Raw genomic sequence first — 17,087 nt, 5'->3', positions numbered from 1 at the left:
TCAACGCTTCGCCTGACCAAGCCTGTGGGGGCCGGAAATCCGGTTTCAATGGAAGTTCGAGAATATTACAGTGAGGAGGCAAACAATATGTGTTGCTGACTGACCGCGACCGGCAGCACACGCGGTGAAAGCACGGCGATGCCCTTGCATTGGACTATCAGTTCGGAAAAGAGGCTGTTCGAGGTCGCCTGCTCGGGCTTCGTCGAGGCGGACGAAGTCCATCGCATGCTGGATATCCTGGTCAGCTCGAAGGCTCTCGGCTACCGCAAGCTGTTCGATGCCAGCGACGCGGACACCCGGATGACCGCTTTCGAAATCCTCAATATTGGCGTCCGCATGCGCAGCCTTCACGCCGGGGGCAGGGCGCTGGGCGCTCTGGCCGTCGTCATTCCCGGCGAGAAGTTCCAGCTGCTGTCGCGGGTTCTCGGCATTCTGGCTACGCCGCGGCGGCCGATGCGAATCTTCAACAAGACCGATCAGGCCCGGCGGTGGCTGGAAAAAGCCGCGGTCCGCGCAAGTGCGCGCACCCTCGATCGCTAGATCTGGGTTTCTGCGTCCCGACGCGGCCCCCCATCACCTGTTCCGCTCGGCGCCATCACTGTAGAGGGCGATTCTCCACTTCCGGTCGATGCCGGGCCGGCGGCGACCATCATGACGTCGGATCCTCGCGCGAGGTGGCCTGCCCGATGGCCGTCGAGAGCAGCCTCGGCGCGCAAGACCAGTTCTTCCGCCGCCCGAATGGCGCGCGCGTCGCCGACGGCAAAGCGCACGCGCAAGAGCCGTTCCCGGGCCTTCATCAGCGCCGCTTCCAGGCGCCCGAACTCTCCGTGTCCTTCAGCCGACATCTCGAACCGAACAGCAAAACGCCCGCCCGCGGCTAGCGTTGGGGTTTCCCAAGCAGCGTTACGGAGGCACTGCCTGAATGGATCACGCGAAATCTGCGTCGGGATCGAACCCGGGTCGGCCACTCGACGGCAGGGTCGAGACGCGTATAGGCGAGGCGGGGCCCCGCCCGGTCTTGACCTGCTGGACGCCGTCGAAGGACGGCTGCACCATCGCCGCCGGCACGCGCGCCAAGCGCCTCGCCGGTCGCTGCCAGCCTTCCGATCGACCTTGGATGCGTCATGAAAGTTCGGGCACCCGGTGAGCCTCCTTCGGCGGAACACTCGTTCTCGTTCGACGGATTCTGTCTCATCCCGCACCGCCAGCTGCTGCTGCGCGACGGCGAGCACGTGAGGGTCGGCGGCCGGGCACGGGACATCCTCACTCTGCTGGTCGAGCGGGCAGGCTAACTCGTTTCCCATGCCGACCTCGAAGCGCATGCCTGGCCGGACAGCTTCGTGCATGCGAGCAACCTGAAGGTTCATATCGTCGCGCTGCGGCGGATCCTGCGCGGGGCTTCCGGCGATCCGCAGGCGATCCTGAACGTACCGGGCCGAGGTGCTCCTTCTCCTTCTGGAGCATCCAGGCGCGCATCGAGGACGGCAAGGTCGGCAATATGCAGGCGAAACGTGTCGCCGAACTGCGCGGCTGTGCGCTCGGGGCGCGTCTGTGGGGCGTGCAGCATTTCGGCCTGACGGTCCAGAACATGGAGCGCGCGTTCGCCTTCTACACCGAGGTGCCGGGTGGCACGGAGATCATGCGCGATGGCGATTTTCAGGGCGAGCCCATCCACAACACGCTTCTGACCGCCGAGGAGATCGAGGCGCACGCGCGGCACGTCAACTCAACGCGGCATGGCATTGCGTGCGCGATCCACCGTACGCGAGGGAGCGGGAAGCCACGCCGTCTACGTTTCGAAGCCCGAGGCGGTCGCCGCCTTGATCGAGGAGGCGGCCCAAGTGTCTCGCGGCAAATCGATATAGCCGCGACGGGAAGGCCTTCTTCTGCAGGGGCGTTTGGTTTGCCGCGAATCGGGCTGTCTGTCTTGCGTAATGGCCGCAATGCCGGAAGAATTGGAGCTCACTCACGAGGCTTCCGGGGAACCAGAGCAATGCAGTTCGATGACGTTATCCTCGGTCGCCGGAGCATCCGCGGTTACAAGCCCGAACCGGTTCCCCGGGCTCTGATCGAGGAGATCATAACGCTGGCAATGCGCGCGCCGTCGTCGATGAACACCCAGCCGTGGAATTTCTATGTCATCACCGGCGAACCGCTGGACCGGATCCGCGCCGGCAACACGGAGCGCATGCTGGCGGGCGTCCCCCAGTCGCGGGAGTTCCGGACGGGACAGCCCTTTGCGGGTCCCCATCGCGACCGGCAGGTCGGCGTCGCCAAGCAACTGTTCTCCGCGATGGGGATCGCACGCGACGACAAGGAGATGCGGCAGGACTGGGTGTTGCGCGGCTTCCGCCAGTTCGACGCACCGGTGTGCATCATCGTGACCTACGACCGCGTGCTGGACGGCAGCGACGACACGCCGTTCGATTGCGGTGCCGTGACGACGGCGCTGGTCAATGCCGCCTGGTCGCGCGGGCTCGGCGCCGTCATCAACAGCCAGGGCATCATGCAGTCGCCGGTGGTGCGCGAACATGCCGGAATTGCCGACGACCAGGTCATCATGAAGAGCGTTGCGCTCGGCTGGCCAGACGAGAGCTTCCCGGCCAACGTGGTCGTGTCCGAACGGAAGTCCGTCGGTGAAGCCACGGTGTTCGTCGGCTTCGACGACTAGGGCGCAGCCATCTCCCCTCCATTGACCAGAGTGCAACGGTCTTTTCCGCGGCGCTGATAGGTTGATTTCCGCAACGAAGGCGCGGCCTTTGCTTGGCGCGAACACGTCCCTCGGGGGAGCGAGGAATCGATGACCGAATGGCCTGCCGGTCAGTCGGTGCGCTTCCTCACGGCTTTGCCGACAGCAGGCCCCGCGCCACCGCGACCAGGTCGCAGGAGCCAAAGACTGACGTCTTCTTTCCGTCCGTGTTGCCCGTCACCCTTCCGGAGACGTGCTGGAGCAGCAGTTGATGGAGCGTCGCGGCAATCACTTCAGGGGTGGGAGGTGCCGGCTTTTCGGCACGGTTGGCGACATCCTTCCGGACGCGTGTCGCCTGGACGGCGGACCGGATGGTGCTTGCGATCAGCTGCTTGTCGATCTCGGCGGCCCCTGTCTCAAAGAACTTGACGGCGTGATCCGTCGAACTCGCGAATCCGAGAATTGCGTCCTTGCGCTCCTTGCTCGCGAGTTTGAGGCCGTTTGCGAAATCGTTGACTTCCTTTGCTTCCTCATCGGTCGGCTTTGCTTCGGAGGAGAGGCGAACCTTGAGCTTCGGGGTCTTGATGATCGCTACGCGGGTGCGCTCCGGTTTGCCCTCCGTTGTCTTTTCCCTGAAAACGATGATTGCATTCGCGCGGCTGACGTATACGAGCATTCGAGGCCCTCAAGCAGTCCGGGCAGTTGATCAGGAAACGGCCGCGCGATCCAGTTCAGGGAGGCTCTTCCACGAGGATCGGGGTTGCGCGTTCGGCTATTACGCGGCACCGTCCCGACATGCTTCGTGTCACCAGCGTCCTCCTGTCCCTTGCCCTTCTCACTGGCTGTGACGGCTTGAAGGTCGGCCGCGATAATCCGCAGCCCTCGCCCGGGTGGGTCGGCCATACGGTCGCTGACTTCGCGGCCCGCAATCCCGCGGCGAAGCAGATCCACGAGCATGACGCGGTATATGTGTTCGAGAATAGTCCCGGCTACGGCAAGTGCGAGGTCATTCTCAGGACGGATGGCGAATTCATCACTGATGTCTTCAACATGTGCGCACCAGGAAGGCTCTGGCTGGCGCCACCGTCGCACCGGGCCGACGCGGGCTGAGCGGCGCGCGCCTTTCGACTCCTCAGAGATTCTGGAGCTTGTTGTCGACGCCGAGGATGTGGCGTCCGACCATTTCGACATGGCCCATCATGGCCTGCAGATGCTGGCTGGCGCTCATGGCGTCGCGGAAGCGGCGCTCGAAGGGGGCCGAGTCCAGGATCGCCGTGGTTCCGGCGGCGCGATAGGCCGCGATCGAAACGTCGGTCGCTTCGTTCATGCCATGTGTGGTCGCGAGCCTGAGCCGCATACGGCGGTCGATGTCGAGCGTGCCATTGGCCGCCGCGTCGTAGGTCTCGCACACCTCGGCATGCAGGTAGGCGCGGGCGGCCGAGAGCTTTGCCTCGAGCAGGGCGATCTCGCGCTGGACCGCATTGTTGGCCGACATGGGGTTGATCGAGGCGCGGCTGTGCTTGCCGCGCGCCAGATCGACATAGGCTTCGAGGAGGCGCCGCGCGACACCGAGCGTCACACTGCAGAAGCCGCTGGCATAGAGCAGCGTCGAGCCCATCGTGTAGAGCGGCCCGGGTTCGCGCCTCTCCTCCAAAGCGTCGCGCGCCGGCGCCTGGGCATCGGGTACGAAGAGATCTTCGACCGTATAGGTGTCGCTGCCGGTGCCGCGCAGGCCCAGCACGAACCAGTCGTCGACGATCCTCGCGTCGCTCCGCTTGAAGAGGAAGCTGCGGTCGTCGGGTCGGCCGTAACGATGATGCGGTGTCCCGTCGGGATTCTGCGCGGCGCTGTGCGCGCCCATCCAAGTGGTGTGCCGACCGCCGCTGGCGAAACTCCAGGTGCCGCTCAGCCGGTAGCCACCCTCGACCCGCACCGCCCGGCTGCTGCCGTTGCGCGCGCCCCAGGCGAGGCCGACGCCGGGACTGCCGAACAGGGCGGCCGCCGTCTCGGGCGGCATGGCCGCGGCCGAGGTTGCGGAGGAGACGTTCGACTGGTTGACGAACCAGGCGGTGCTGGCGTCGGCATAGGCGATGGCCTCGACGGTCCGGCAGAAGTCGAGCAGGGGCAGTTCCTGCCCGCCGAGCCTGCGCGGCAGGAGCAGTCGCAGCATGTCCTGACCCACGAGCGCTTCGACCACCTCGGGCGTGAGGTCGCGGCGACGGTCCATCTCCGCGCCGTGCGCGTCGAGCTGCGACTGCAGGGCGCGCGCCCTCTCCGGGGCGCTGAGGGTGGGGGCCGGCTGAACGCGGGTGTCCATGGAATCCTCGGGAAGGCGTCGTGATCTGCTTTCGCGTCCATACTGGACTGCGCGTGTTGCCGGTCAATCGATCGCCCGCGCGTGCCACTACCCAGCGAAAGGAGCCCTATCCGGCGAGGTCGGCCGCGACGCGTCGGTCGCGCGCGACCGCCTCGAGGATCGCGGAGGGTCCGTCTAACTGCAGGGGAATGTTGGCGAGGCGGGCCTGGGTCTGCACCGACCTGTCGGTGCGCAATCCCAGCAGCGCGGCTGTCAGCCGGTGCGCCACCGCCGAAGGTGTCGACGCCGGCGCGAACACGCCGAAGCTGATCGTGTAGGCGAGCTTCTCGTCCCCGACCAGCTCGCCCAGGGTCGGAACGTCCGGCAGTTGCGGCGAGCGGCGGGCGCCCGAGGTCGCCAGCACGCGGAGCTTCGTGCGATTGCGGGCATTGTGGAGCAGCGCGGTCCGCGTATCGACGGCCGCGATGTCGGCGCGGCGCGTCAGCAGCATGTCGACGGCGGCGTTGGTGCCGGCCACGTCGATCGCCTCAAAGGATAGCTTCAAGCGACGTTCGACCAGCGCCAGCAGGAGGCCGATGGTCGTCTCGGCGCCCATCGTCGCAGCCTTCAGGCGATTGGCGCGAGCGGCGGCGACCAGGTACGGCCAGGCGCGGATATCGGAGAGTTCGTTCACCACCAGGGCGGTCGAGAAGCCGCGCGTCACCTTGGCGATCGGCTGGAGCCGCGACAGGAGCGGCTCGGCCGGCGTCTCCTGCAGCGCGAGGTTCAGGATTTCGGCGATCAGCAGCATCCGCCCGTCGGGCGCGGCGTCGATCACCTGGAGGGCGGCCCGGCGGCCGGCCTGGCCCAGCGTGTAGTCGAACTCGACGGGCTCGTTGAGCGCGGCCGAAAATCCGTCCTGGATGAGCTGGGCGCAGAGGTCGGTGGGATTGCCGACGCCGAAGCCGCAGATCAGGCGAACCGCCTCCGTCGCGGCATGGGCGCGGCCACCGGTCAACGCTGCTGCGGCCATAGCAGCAGTCCCACGCAGCGCGTCCCGCCGGGCCAGCTTCATGCGGCGATGATACGTCAACTCGCGAGCGCGGTCTCGCTGGCCGGGTCGCCGGCGATGCGGCTGTGCCACATGATGCGCTGCTGGCTCATGTCCCACGGTGTCGCCTGGTGCAGCAGGCAGCGATTGTCCCACAGCACCGCGTCGCCCGGTGCCCAGTCGTGATGATGGATACGCGGCGGCTGGCAGGCGAAGTCGATCAGCTCCTGCAGGAAGCGCTCGGACTCGGCCGGCTCCATGCCGGGAATGGCGTGGGCATGGCGGCCGATCAGCAGCGACTTGCGGCCGGTCTCGGGATGGGTCTTCACCAGCGGCCGCAGCGGCACTGGCCCGTCGTGCAGCCCGTAGCCGCTGTATTCACCATCTGCCTTCTTCGTCTGATGGCCGAGCTTCGACTGGCTGAAGTGGAGCGAGTGTCGGGCCTGCAGAGTCTCCACGCGCGCCTTGAGATCCTCGTCTAGCGCGTCGTAGGCGGCGCGCATGTCGGCGAAGCCGGTCTGGCCGCCGATTGTCGGTACGACCTCGGCGCTGAACACCGCGCCCTTGGCCTGGACCGGCATGTAGGTGCTGTCGGCATGCCAGCCCATGTTGCCCTTCAGGATCTTCATCATGTCGTCGTTGTCGCTCTCGACCCGCAGGCTGCCGTCGGCGCGCACGTTGCTGATCGCGGCCATCTCGAACTCGAGCGGGCCGAAGCGGCGGGCGAAGGCGATCTGCTCGTCGCGCGTGAGATGCTGATCGGGGAAGACGAGAAGGGCGTATTCGAGCCAGGCCGCATGCAGTTCGTGCCATCCGTCATCGTCGAGTTCGGTGAGCTTCACGCCGGTGATGACGGCGCCGAACGTGGCGTCGAGCGGGGCAATGTCGAAGGCGCGTGGCATGCGGATCCTCCTGATCGTTTTCGCCAGTCTAGTGCACTCGCCCCAAAAGAGAACGGCCGGGCGATGCCCGGCCGTTCGTGCTTTGGAATCTGAGACCCGATTACTGGATCACGATCTCGACGCGGCGGTTCTGCGGCTCGCGGACATTCGGGCCGGTCTGCACCAGCAGACCCTGCTCGCCACGGCCGAGGACGGCGATGTTGGTCGCCGGCACGCCCTCGCGGACCAGCGCATCCTTGACGGCATTCGCACGACGCAGAGACAGCGCCATGTTGTAGGCCGGCGCGCCCGACGTGTCGGTGTGACCGGTGGCGGTGATGCGGGCGTTGCCCTTCTGCTTGTAGGCCGAAGCGGCCTGGCGGATGGTGGTCAGGGCCTGGTCGCTCAGGTTCGCGCGATCCCAGTCGAAGAACACCATGAAGGACGGCGGCGCCACGGCCGGGGCGGTCGGCGCAGGCATCGGCGCCGCGGCCGGCTGGCCGAACTTGTAGGCGACGCTCAACATCGTCGTGATGTTGTTGTTCTGGTACATGCCCGGATTCGTCGTGCCGTAGTAGCGGCCGTCCAGGTTCACGCGGAAGTTCTGGTCGACGTTCCAGCCCAGGCCGATGATGCCCTGGTAAGCGAACTGGGTGCTGCAGAGCGAGCAGCCGTTGATCGACGAGTCCGCGAAGGCGATACCGGCGCCGGCGCCGATATACGGGGTGATGGTCGCGCCCGGGATGAAGTCGTACAGCAGGTTGGCCATGACGGCGAGCTGCTCGATGCGGCCGCTCGTATTGCTGAAGATGTTGCCGAAGTTGGCCGTGCCCGTGCCGTTGTTCGACCGGAACACGCCTTCCAACTCGACCCTGGGACCCACGAAGTCGTAGCCGACGAAGCCGCCGACCGCGTAGCCGAGGTCCATATTGTAGTTGTTGTTGTTCAGCAGCCAGTTCAGGCCGCCTTCACCACCGATGTAGATACCGGGGTTGGACGGGCCGGGGCTCCACATCGACTGCGCGTTGGCGGCCATGGGTACAGCCATCAGTGCTGCAGCAGCGAGAAGTGCCTTTTTCATTTTCAAACAATCCCTCGTTGGGTGACGCGTCCGGGCTGACGGACGCACGCGACACCAACGAGGGTTGCCGAGATTAAGTTGCTGCTTCCGGGGAACCGGAGGCCACGGAGCCTGCGACCGTGGCAGCAGGGCAACAGTGTGGCAGGCCTACTGCATAAACAGGCTTACTGCATGAACCAGCCGTGGCTGACCACGGCGGACTGGCCGCTGTGCACCGTGCTCTTGGCCGCGGCATAGAAGAGGACCGCGTCGGCCACATCGTCGGTCGTGGTGAACTGGCCGTCGATCGTGTCCTTCAGCATGACGTTCTTGATCACCTCTTCCTCTGTGATCTTCAGTTCCGCCGCCTGCTCGGGAATCTGCTTCTCGACCAGCGGCGTGCGCACGAAGCCCGGGCACACGACGTTGGAGGCGACGTTGTATTCCGCGCCTTCCTTTGCCAGCACCTTGCTGAGGCCGATCAGGCCGTGCTTGGCGGTGACGTAAGGGGCCTTCAGCTTGGAGGCCTCCTTGGAATGCACGGAGCCCATGTAGACGACGCGGCCGTACTTGGCCTTGTACATGTGCTTCAGGCAGGCCTTGGTCGTGAGGAAGGCGCCGTCGAGATGGATCGACAGCAGCTTCTTCCAGTCGGCGAAGGGGAAGTCGACCAGCGGCTTGACGATCTGGATGCCGGCGTTGCTGACCAGGATGTCGATCTTGCCGTACTTCGCGATCGTGTCGGCAACACCCTTTTCGACCTGTGCCTCGTCGGTGACGTTCATGGCCACGGCGAAGGCATCGCCGCCCTTGGCCTTGATCTCGTTGGCCGTGGCGGTCGCGGCATCAAGGTTGAGGTCGGCAATGACCGGCGTGCCGCCCTCGGCGGCCAGGCGGAGTGCGATTTCCTTGCCGATGCCCGAAGCGGCGCCCGTGACGATGGCAATTCTTCCCGTGAAACGCGACATTCGCTGATCCTTCTCTCTTGCCGGTTACTTTGCGAGATAATCGAAGACCACTTCACCAAGGCCCAGCGTCAGGTCGGTGACATAGTGGCTGGCCGAGACGACCTCCCGCACCGGCAGGCGCGAGACGTCGCACATGGCATGATCGAAGAGCTGGAGGGCGGCAGGCCCGGTCCAGGCGCCCTTCAAGGTCACGTCCTCGCAGTAGTAGCGCACGAGTTCGCAGATGCGAGGCGTGCAGTCGACGTGCGGGATGATCTTGATCATGAAGGCCGGTTTGGCCAGCGCCTTGATGAGCGGCGCAGGGTCGATCTCGCGGTGCTTGTAGCCCATCGTCGCGCTGACGCAGAGCACCGAGCCGTAGTGCAGCGTGCAGACCAGCGTCTCGTTCTCGTGGCTGATCTTGGGCGAGGCGAGCTTCTTGGGGAAGCCCCAGATCTCGCGACCGCCGGCGATCGGCGAATTGTCGTCGAGGTACATGGCGTGCACGTAGCCGCCTTCCTGCACCTGGCCATCCTTGTCCTTGAAGCGCACCGGGATGACCTGTCCGGTCTCGGTGTAGTCACCGAAGCCCGTCGAATCGGGCATGCGGATGAATTCGTAGTTCACCGTGTCGCCCACGACCTCCAGCGGCTCCGGTACCAGGGCGCGCAGCACCTCGGGATCGGTGCGGTAGGTGATGACGACGAATTCGCGGTTGTAGAATTTGTACGGCGGCTTCGGATAGCTCGGGTTGTTGAGCGGCATCGCGAAGGCGTTCTTGCGGACGTCGTCGACTTTCATTTCTGCGGCTCCTTGCGGCCCTGCAGGGCCAGGTCGAAGGTGAACACGCCGTCCGGGCTCTCCGGACGCTGCAGGACTTCCGGATGTTCGAGCGTTTGGGTCATGTCGGAGTAGCCCGATTCCCAGTGCTCTTCCATCGTTCGACGGGAGAACTCGTAGTCCTTCGACGAGCCCTCGTACTTCCGCGCGTGATAGATCGTATGGATGATGTTGTAGACCTTTGTGTCGGCTTCCTGTGCCACCAGCGCGGCCTCGGGCGTCTGCCGCAGTTCGGGCGGCATGTCGGCCAGCAGCTTGGCGGTGGCGCGGCGTAGCGCCTGCATCTGGCGGAACTGGTCGGTGCCGGCGCGCGTGCGGCTGGAGTAGCGGATGTCCTTCATGCGCGTATCGACCTCGATCATGTCGCGCGGCAGGTCGCCTCGCGCGCTCCACAGGTCGATCTGGAAGGCCAGCGTGTCGGCGCGCGGGCGGGCGTCGAGCACCCATTGCAGCGGCGTGTTCGAGACGATGCCGCCGTCCCAGTAGAACTCGCCGTCCACCTCGGCCGCGGGAAACCCCGGCGGCAGCGCAGCGCTGGCGATGACGTGCTGCGGTCCGATCGTGTGCGTGTCGTTGTCGAAGTAGATGAAGTTGCCGGTCCTGACGTTGGTGGCGCCGACGCTGAAACGCATTTCCTTGGCGTTGATGCGGTCGAAGTCGACCAGCCGTTCCAGCAGGGTCTTGAGCGGCGAGAGGTCGTAGTAGGCGAGGTTGCCCGGATTGCCAGCGGGGGTGAAGATCGGGGGCGGGAAGCGCGGCTTGAAGAAATCCGGCGCGCCGAACATCAATATGCCGATGGAACGCAACTGGTTCACGAACTGGTGTTCCATGTCGCTGCTGAATTCGAGGCCCTTCATCATCGGCAACCCTAGCGGCGGCCGTGAGATGGTCTCCCAGAAGGTGCGCAGCTTCTCGACACGGCTGTCCGGCGGGTTGCCGGCGATCAGCGCGGAGTTGATCGCGCCGATCGAGATTCCGGCGACCCAGTCGGGATGCAGGTTGGCCTCGGCGAGCGCCTGATAGACGCCGGCCTGGTAGGAGCCCAGCGCTCCACCACCCTGCAGCAACAGGGCAATGCGCTCGAAGGGAGGGCGGGGTCGGGGTACGGACTGGATACTGATCGCGCTTTCTCCCTCGTGGTGCGGCACCGCAACGTGGCTTTCTGGCGTGCCCGCCGGATGGCGGCAATGGCTGTTCCGCAAATTGCAGGCCGAAATCAGGCGGCCGCCATTATGTGTACATTACAATGGCGAAGCTGGACCAGCCGGGAGGGCCCGATAGCAGGCATGGCCTGCTCGCCTTTTACGCCGCCGCGGCGGCAAAGCGCAGGTCGGGCAGGGGGGCGGCGCGGTCCACCGCCGCACCGGCATCGAACTTCCGCAGTTCCGGCAGCACCGTGCGGGCGAACAGGTTCATGTTCCGCGCCGCTTCCTCGTGCGGCATGCCGGCATAGGAGAAGACGCCGACATAGGCGCAGTTCTTCGTCTGTTCATGGATCGCCAGGATCTTCCCGTAGACCTGCTCCGGGGTGCCGTAGACCTGCAGATCGGCGAAGAACTCGATCGCCTTCTGGTCGCCGTAGACCGCAAGCTTCTCGTTCATCTTGGCGTAGTACTCGTAGCCGCGCTGGTTCTTCATGTGGGCGCCGGCGAACTGGTAGTGGTCGAGAACCGTGCGATAGTAGCCACCGATATACTTCACAGCCATCTCGCGCGCCCGCTCGGCGCTCTCGTCGACGAAGGTCCAGCCGGCCGAGATCGGCTGCGGCGCGTCCGTGCCGTTGATCTCGCGATAGAGCGTATTGTACTCGGTGAGTTCCTTCTCGACCTCGCGCCACGGCTTCTGCGGGATGATCAGCAGGCCGACGCCCAGCCGCGCCATGATGCGCGCGCTCTCGGGCGAGACGGCGGCGGCATAGGTGCGCCCGCGAAAGCTCTTGAACGGGGCGGGGCGGATCTCGATCGCGGGCTGCTTGTAGTGCTTGCCCTGGTATTCCATCACGCCGGTCTCGAGGCCCTTCAGGAGCGCCTCGCCGTACTCGACGAACAGCTCGCGGCTGTCGCCCATGTCGAGGCGGAAGCCGTCGAACTCGACCTTCCCCGCGCCGCGTCCGAGACCCAGGATCATGCGGCCGCCCGAGAGATGGTCGAGCATGGAGATCTGTTCGGCGACCCTTACCGGATCGTGCCAGGGCAGCACGACCACCATGGACCCCAGCCGCACATGCTTCGTCCGGCCGGCCATGTACGACAGGAACTGCACCACGTCGGGGCACATCGTGTAGTCGGTGAAATGATGTTCGACCGACCAGATCGATTCGAAGCCCAGCGGCTCGGCCATGTCGGCCAGCGCCAGCTCGTTCAGGTAGATCTGGCGGTCGCTGAGCGTGCGGCCGGTGTTCTGGAAGACTGCAGCCATTCCGACATGCATGGCGTTACCTCCTGCTGATGGCCGCATGGTAAACGGCCGTTCATGTGATTGGGAAGTCCCTGCCGATGCTTGATTCCGCCGTATTCGACCGTCATATCCGCCGGATGCGCTTCCTGCTCGCCGCTCTCTCCTCCGTTGCCCTACTCTCGGTCGGCGCCCTCGAGGCGCAGGCTCAGGCGCCCGCTCTGGCCCAGGCTCCCGCCTCCAATCCGCAGGTTGCGGAGGTGGAGCGCTATTTCAACGCCATCCGCACCCTGCAGGCCCGTTTCGTGCAGTCGAACCCGAACGGCACCGTGGTTCAGGGCACACTTTCGGTGAGCCGACCCGGCCGCATGCGCTTCGAATACGATCCGCCGTCGCAGCTCAAGATCGTGGCGGACGGCAGCCAGGTGACGATGTGGGACATCGCCAACCGCGACTTCGGCCAGTGGCCGATCGGCTGGACCGCCGCCTCCTTCCTGGTGCGTGAGCCGTTGGTGCTGCAGGGCGGAGATCTCACGGTCGAGAAGGTCGAGCGCGCAGACGGAATGCTGCAGCTCACCATGAGCCAGACCCGCAAGCCCAACGAAGGCAAGGTCATCGTCCGGGTCAACGAGAACCCGATGGTGCTGCGCGGCTGGTCCATCATCGACAGCCGCGGCCAGCGGGTCGACGTTTCCCTGAACGGCCTGCAGACCGGCCTGCCGCTGGCGGCAAATCTCTTCAAGTTCGATGGTCCGGATGCCGGTGCCATCCGGCGCGGCGTCGATCGCAACTAGGTCTATACTCCTGCCGGAACTGGCGTGGAGACGGAAGACGTGAGCGGATTGACGGTGAGGGCCTCGACCGAGGCCGACGTGGCGCGTTGCGCCGAGATCTACGGACATCATGTGCTGCACGGGACGGCCTCCTTCGAGGTCGATCCGCCGGACGTGGCCGAAATGCGCCAGCGCCGCGCCGCGGTTCTCGATCTCGGCCTGCCCTATATCGTTGCCGAGAAGGAGGGGCGCCTGCTGGGCTACGCCTATGCCGGCCTCTACCGCACCCGCCCGGCCTACCGCTTCACGGTCGAGAACTCGATCTACATCGACAAGGACGCGGTCGGGCAGGGTGTCGGCAAGGCGCTGCTCGTGCCGCTGATCGACCTGTGCGCCCGCGACGGCCGCCGCCAGATGATCGCAGTGATCGGCGATTCCAAACATGTAGCCTCGATCAACCTCCACGCCTCCTGCGGCTTCGCGATGGTGGGCACCCTTAAGAGCGTCGGCTTCAAGTTCGGTCGCTGGCTCGACAGCGTTCTCATGGAACGGCCGCTCGGACCGGGCGACACCACCCTGCCGGTTGCCTGAGGCGGTCGCAGCCTCTATCTTCAGACTAGTCATCTAACCAGTCAGGAGGGTGGGATGAAGACTTGGCCTGTCCAGGACGCCAAGGCGCGGTTCAGCGAGATGCTCGAGGATTGCCTCCGCAACGGTCCCCAGCTGGTCACCCGGCGCGGCAGCGAGGCTGCCGTCCTCGTTCCGATCGAGGAGTGGCGCCGCCTGCGCGGCGCGACCGTACGGACGCTGAAGGAGCTTCTGCTTTCCGAGGAAGCGCGCGGCGATCTGAAGGTACCGCCGCGCGGGCGGCATCCGCGGCGGGCGCCGCCGCGCTTCGATTGACGTCGCGTGTATCTGCTCGACACCAATGTCGTTTCCGAACTGCGGCGTGCCCGTCCTCACGGAAGCGTCGTGGCCTGGCTTCGGGAAGCCGATCACCGCCTGCTCCGGCTCTCTGCCGTTACGCTTGGTGAGATCCAGGCCGGCATCGAATTGACCCGGGACCAGGACCCCGGTCGCGCCGCAGAGATCGAACGTTGGGCCGACGAAGTCGCGCGTGCCTACGAGGTGCTGCCGATGGATGCGGTGATTTTCAGGGCCTGGGCCAAGTTGATGCACGGCAAGTCGGACACGCTGGCGGACGATGCCCGCATTGCCGCCACGGCGCTGGTCCATGGGCTCACCGTCGTGACCCGCAATGTCCGCAACTTCATCCCGTTCGACGTCCAGACCTTCAATCCCTTTCAGGTGTCGCGATGAGGCTGATCGACTATTTCGACCGTGGCGCCGATCTCTATCCGGAGCGGCATTGCCTGCACGACGGAACGCGCGGCTGGACCTATCGCGAGGTGCGGGGCCAGACCCATCGAGTCGCCAACGGGCTACTGGCGATGGGGCTCGGGCGCGGCTCGAAGGCCGCCGTTTACAGTCCGAACCATGCGGCGGCCTATGCCTGCCTGCTGGGCATCGTGCGCGCGGGTGTCACCTGGGCGCCAGTCAATGCGCGCAACGCGCTGGAGGAGAACCTCTACATCCTGAACAACACCGACGTGGAGGTATTGTTCTACCATTCCAGTTTCGAAGGTTACCTCGCGCGCATTCGCGAGGCCTGCCCGCGCATCACCGGCTTCGTCTGCATCGATACGCCGTCCTTCGAGACATGGCTGGCGGCGCAGGAGGACGTGGCGCCTGATCTCCCGGATGCGCCGGACGACGTGGCGTTCCTCGCCAGTTCGGGCGGCACGACGGGCCGGCCCAAGGGCGTGCAGATCACCAACGGCAACATCGAGACGATGAACTCGATCTTCTGGGCCTGCATGCCGGTGAAGTCGCCGCCGGTCCATCTGATGGTGGCGCCGATGACGCATGCGGCGGGCGTCTGCTCGTTTCCGCTGCTGGCCTTCGGCGGCACCAACATCTTCATGGGCACGGCCGATCCCGGCGGCATTCTGGCCGCAATCGAGAAGCACAAGGTCACGCATGTCTACATGCCGCCGACCCTGATCTACATGCTCCTCGCACATCCCGACGTGGGCAAGTACGACTACAGTTCGCTTCAGCATCTGGTCTATGCCTCGGCACCGATGTCGGTCGACAAGCTGGTCGAGGCCGTGAAGGTGTTCGGCCCGGTGCTGACCCAGACCTACGGCCAGGCGGAAGCCTGCATGATCTGCACCTTCTTCTCACCGGAAGATCACGTGACCGCACTCGAGACCAACAACCGTCACCGGCTCGCAAGCTGCGGCAAGGTCTCGCCGCTGGTCCGGCTCGAGGTGATGGACGATGCGGGCAGGCTCCTGGCTCGCGGGCAGCGGGGTGAGATCGTCGTGCGCGGCAATCTCGTCATGAAGGGCTACTACAACAACGTCGAGGCGACGGCCGAGGCCTCGGCCTTCGGCTGGCACCATACCGGCGACATCGGCGTCATCGACGAGGACGGCTTCGTCTACATCGTCGATCGCAAGAAGGACATGATCATCTCCGGCGGCTTCAACGTCTTCCCCAGCGAGGTCGAGCAGGTCCTGTGGGGCCATCCCGCGGTGCAGGATTGCGCCGTGATCGGCGTGCCCGACGAGAAGTGGGGCGAGGCGGTGAAGGCCGTAGTCGAGCTGAAGCCGGGGGCGCAGGCGACCGCCGAGGAACTGATCCAGCTGGCCAAGGACAAGCTCGGCGGCGTCAAGGCGCCGAAGTCGGTCGACTTCACGCCCGCCCTGCCGCGCAGCCCCGTCGGCAAGGTGCTCAAGAAGACGCTGCGCGAGCCGTTCTGGGTCGGTCACGAGCGGAAGATCTGATGCGGGACTGGCTGCGGCGCCTGCCGCCCAACGTGCAGGGGGCGCTGTGGCTGGTGAGCGGCGGGTTCATCTTCACTTCGACGGGTGTGATGATCCGCCTGCTTTCGGAGCAGATCGAGAGCGTCCAGACCGCCTTCTTCCGTGCGATCCTCTCCGTCATCATGCTGCTGCCGCTGATGATGACGGGGAAGGTGAAGCCCTGGCTCAGCCAACGCATCAAGGGTCATTTCTGGCGCACTTTCATGGGCACCACCTCGATGGTGCTGGGCTTCTACGCCATCTCGATGCTGCCGCTGGCCGATGCCACGGCCATCGCCTTCTCGCAGCCGCTCTTCTCCGTCGTGGTGGCCGCGCTCATCGCCAAGGAGAAAGTCCGCTGGCGGCGCTGGACCGCCACGGTCGTGGGCTTCGTCGGCGTGCTGGTGATGGTGCGGCCGGGCGAGGGCAGCCTGCAGCTCGGCGCGCTGGTGGCGCTGGCCAACGCGGCCTGCGTCGCCATCTCGATCCTGCTGGTGAAGCGCCTCTCCGATTCCGAATCGCCGCTGATGATCCTGACGCAGTTCGCGATCTTCTCGACTCTGTTTCTCGCGGGGCCGGCGATTTGGGTGTGGCGGTGGCCCGACCTGTTCGGCTGGGTGCTGGCGATCGGCATCGCCTCCTCTGCCACGGTCGGTCAGTATTTCTGGGTGCAGGCCTTCAAGTCCGGCGAAATGTCGGCCATCGCGCCGTTCGAATACATGCGCCTGCCCTTCGCGGTGTTCATGGGCTGGCTGATGTGGAACGAGATGCCTGTCGTCTGGACCTATGTCGGCGCCGCCATCGTCATCGCCTCGGCGCTCTACATCGCCCACCGCGAGCATGTGGTGGCGCGCGAGCGGCGGCGCGCCGCTACGGTCACCCCGCCGGAGAAGCCTCCGGGCGGGCCCCCGTCCGGCCCTGCTCCTTGAGCAGCCAGGCCCGGGCCCGCGCGCGATGGTCTTCCGTGATGTGCATGCGGGCGGCGGTGAAGGCCGCGACCATGATGGCCGCATCGTCGGTGAAGCCCAGGCCCAGCAGCAGGTCGGGAATGGCGTCGAACGGCAGCACGAAATAGGCCAGTGCCCCGAACAGGGTCGCCCGGATCGGCAGCGGCGTGGCGCTGTCGCTGGCACAATAGAAGGCCGCGACGGCATCCTCGGTGAAGGGCACGCGCCCCAAGGTGCGGCGGGCCTTGTGCCAGAAGTTCCGGCGGACGGTCGTCTCGTTCCGGACCAGGTCGGATGCATCGCTCATGCAGGGAAAGGTTGGGTCGGCGGGCCCGCTTG

22 protein-coding genes are annotated in these 17,087 nt (G+C 65.6%); 11 read left to right on the top strand and 11 right to left on the bottom strand.

Annotated elements, in window-relative coordinates:
- Positions 1-225 precede the first annotated feature (225 nt).
- The 3 genes from ACT6UX_RS14395 to ACT6UX_RS14385 all read left to right on the top strand — a co-directional run bounded on the left by ACT6UX_RS14395 (position 226) and on the right by ACT6UX_RS14385 (position 1,292).
- A complete protein-coding gene (locus ACT6UX_RS14395; RefSeq protein ID WP_444775842.1) occupies positions 226-540 on the top strand; it encodes a hypothetical protein in 315 nt (104 codons plus the stop codon).
- Positions 541-686: 146 nt separating this feature from the next.
- Entirely contained in the window at positions 687-881 is a 195-nt protein-coding gene (locus ACT6UX_RS14390) for a hypothetical protein (protein ID WP_444775841.1), read from the top strand.
- Between the two features lie 243 nt (positions 882-1,124).
- The gene (locus ACT6UX_RS14385; protein WP_444775840.1) at positions 1,125-1,292 is read left to right on the top strand and encodes a hypothetical protein; all 168 of its coding nucleotides are present in this window, start codon (positions 1,125-1,127) and stop codon (positions 1,290-1,292) included.
- 71 nt (positions 1,293-1,363) lie between these two features.
- Here the strand turns inward: ACT6UX_RS14385 and ACT6UX_RS14380 are convergent, their stop codons facing one another.
- Entirely contained in the window at positions 1,364-1,711 is a 348-nt protein-coding gene (locus ACT6UX_RS14380) for a hypothetical protein (RefSeq protein ID WP_444775839.1), read from the bottom strand.
- A gap of 282 nt (positions 1,712-1,993) precedes the next feature.
- Between ACT6UX_RS14380 and ACT6UX_RS14375 the strand changes: the two genes are divergently transcribed.
- Positions 1,994-2,671, top strand: coding sequence for a nitroreductase (locus ACT6UX_RS14375; protein ID WP_444775838.1), 678 nt, complete (start codon positions 1,994-1,996; stop codon positions 2,669-2,671).
- 166 nt (positions 2,672-2,837) lie between these two features.
- On the opposite strand, the gene ACT6UX_RS14370 is transcribed toward ACT6UX_RS14375, so the two are convergent.
- Positions 2,838-3,365, bottom strand: a complete 528-nt coding sequence (locus ACT6UX_RS14370; protein ID WP_444775837.1) for a hypothetical protein — start codon at positions 3,363-3,365, stop codon at positions 2,838-2,840.
- A 176-nt stretch (positions 3,366-3,541) separates the two neighbouring features.
- Here ACT6UX_RS14370 and ACT6UX_RS14365 point away from each other — a divergent pair, with 176 nt between their 5' ends.
- The gene (locus ACT6UX_RS14365) at positions 3,542-3,799 is read left to right on the top strand and encodes a hypothetical protein (RefSeq protein ID WP_444775836.1); all 258 of its coding nucleotides are present in this window, start codon (positions 3,542-3,544) and stop codon (positions 3,797-3,799) included.
- Positions 3,800-3,821: 22 nt separating this feature from the next.
- On the opposite strand, the gene ACT6UX_RS14360 is transcribed toward ACT6UX_RS14365, so the two are convergent.
- The 8 genes from ACT6UX_RS14360 to ACT6UX_RS14325 all read right to left on the bottom strand — a co-directional run bounded on the left by ACT6UX_RS14360 (position 3,822) and on the right by ACT6UX_RS14325 (position 12,194).
- The gene (locus ACT6UX_RS14360) at positions 3,822-5,006 is read right to left on the bottom strand and encodes an acyl-CoA dehydrogenase family protein (protein ID WP_444775835.1); all 1,185 of its coding nucleotides are present in this window, start codon (positions 5,004-5,006) and stop codon (positions 3,822-3,824) included.
- Positions 5,007-5,112: 106 nt separating this feature from the next.
- Positions 5,113-6,018, bottom strand: coding sequence for a tripartite tricarboxylate transporter substrate-binding protein (locus tag ACT6UX_RS14355; protein ID WP_444775834.1), 906 nt, complete (start codon positions 6,016-6,018; stop codon positions 5,113-5,115).
- A gap of 56 nt (positions 6,019-6,074) precedes the next feature.
- Positions 6,075-6,938 carry a TauD/TfdA dioxygenase family protein gene (locus tag ACT6UX_RS14350; protein WP_444775833.1) on the bottom strand — a complete coding sequence of 288 codons (864 nt, stop codon included), beginning with the start codon at positions 6,936-6,938 and terminating at the stop codon, positions 6,075-6,077.
- Between the two features lie 100 nt (positions 6,939-7,038).
- Positions 7,039-7,998, bottom strand: a complete 960-nt coding sequence (locus tag ACT6UX_RS14345; RefSeq protein ID WP_444775832.1) for an OmpA family protein — start codon at positions 7,996-7,998, stop codon at positions 7,039-7,041.
- A gap of 164 nt (positions 7,999-8,162) precedes the next feature.
- Positions 8,163-8,945 carry a 3-hydroxybutyrate dehydrogenase gene (locus ACT6UX_RS14340; RefSeq protein ID WP_428678252.1) on the bottom strand — a complete coding sequence of 261 codons (783 nt, stop codon included), beginning with the start codon at positions 8,943-8,945 and terminating at the stop codon, positions 8,163-8,165.
- A 24-nt stretch (positions 8,946-8,969) separates the two neighbouring features.
- Positions 8,970-9,725 carry an acetoacetate decarboxylase gene (locus ACT6UX_RS14335; RefSeq protein WP_444775831.1) on the bottom strand — a complete coding sequence of 252 codons (756 nt, stop codon included), beginning with the start codon at positions 9,723-9,725 and terminating at the stop codon, positions 8,970-8,972.
- Complete coding sequence (locus ACT6UX_RS14330) at positions 9,722-10,885, bottom strand: patatin-like phospholipase family protein (protein ID WP_444775895.1); 1,164 nt, start codon at positions 10,883-10,885, stop codon at positions 9,722-9,724. Before ACT6UX_RS14330 ends, ACT6UX_RS14335 begins: the two co-directional genes overlap by 4 nt.
- A 181-nt stretch (positions 10,886-11,066) precedes the next feature.
- Positions 11,067-12,194 (bottom strand): LLM class flavin-dependent oxidoreductase, encoded by a 1,128-nt coding sequence (locus ACT6UX_RS14325; RefSeq protein ID WP_444775830.1) that lies wholly within the window; start codon positions 12,192-12,194, stop codon positions 11,067-11,069.
- A gap of 65 nt (positions 12,195-12,259) precedes the next feature.
- Here ACT6UX_RS14325 and ACT6UX_RS14320 point away from each other — a divergent pair, with 65 nt between their 5' ends.
- The 6 genes from ACT6UX_RS14320 to ACT6UX_RS14295 are packed head-to-tail and all read left to right on the top strand — an operon-like array spanning position 12,260 to position 16,730.
- Positions 12,260-12,952 carry a LolA family protein gene (locus ACT6UX_RS14320; protein WP_444775829.1) on the top strand — a complete coding sequence of 231 codons (693 nt, stop codon included), beginning with the start codon at positions 12,260-12,262 and terminating at the stop codon, positions 12,950-12,952.
- A 39-nt stretch (positions 12,953-12,991) separates the two neighbouring features.
- On the top strand, positions 12,992-13,522 hold the full coding sequence (locus ACT6UX_RS14315) for a GNAT family N-acetyltransferase (protein WP_444775828.1): 531 nt from the start codon (positions 12,992-12,994) through the stop codon (positions 13,520-13,522).
- Positions 13,523-13,576: 54 nt separating this feature from the next.
- On the top strand, positions 13,577-13,834 hold the full coding sequence (locus tag ACT6UX_RS14310) for a type II toxin-antitoxin system Phd/YefM family antitoxin (RefSeq protein ID WP_444775827.1): 258 nt from the start codon (positions 13,577-13,579) through the stop codon (positions 13,832-13,834).
- A gap of 6 nt (positions 13,835-13,840) precedes the next feature.
- Positions 13,841-14,251, top strand: coding sequence for a type II toxin-antitoxin system VapC family toxin (locus ACT6UX_RS14305; RefSeq protein ID WP_444775826.1), 411 nt, complete (start codon positions 13,841-13,843; stop codon positions 14,249-14,251).
- Positions 14,248-15,783: a class I adenylate-forming enzyme family protein gene (locus ACT6UX_RS14300; protein ID WP_444775825.1), complete on the top strand. Its 1,536-nt coding sequence runs from the start codon at positions 14,248-14,250 to the stop codon at positions 15,781-15,783. Before ACT6UX_RS14305 ends, ACT6UX_RS14300 begins: the two co-directional genes overlap by 4 nt.
- On the top strand, positions 15,783-16,730 hold the full coding sequence (locus tag ACT6UX_RS14295; protein ID WP_444775824.1) for a DMT family transporter: 948 nt from the start codon (positions 15,783-15,785) through the stop codon (positions 16,728-16,730). The genes ACT6UX_RS14300 and ACT6UX_RS14295 overlap by 1 nt, the downstream gene beginning before the upstream one ends.
- On the opposite strand, the gene ACT6UX_RS14290 is transcribed toward ACT6UX_RS14295, so the two are convergent.
- Positions 16,678-17,055, bottom strand: a complete 378-nt coding sequence (locus ACT6UX_RS14290; protein ID WP_444775823.1) for a YkvA family protein — start codon at positions 17,053-17,055, stop codon at positions 16,678-16,680. The two genes, ACT6UX_RS14295 and ACT6UX_RS14290, sit on opposite strands and share 53 nt — an antisense overlap.
- Positions 17,056-17,087: the final 32 nt, after the last annotated feature.

Source organism: Reyranella sp. (assembly GCF_052439685.1).
Classification (GTDB): domain Bacteria; phylum Pseudomonadota; class Alphaproteobacteria; order Reyranellales; family Reyranellaceae; genus Reyranella.
This window is presented reverse-complemented; position numbering and strand designations above follow the sequence as displayed.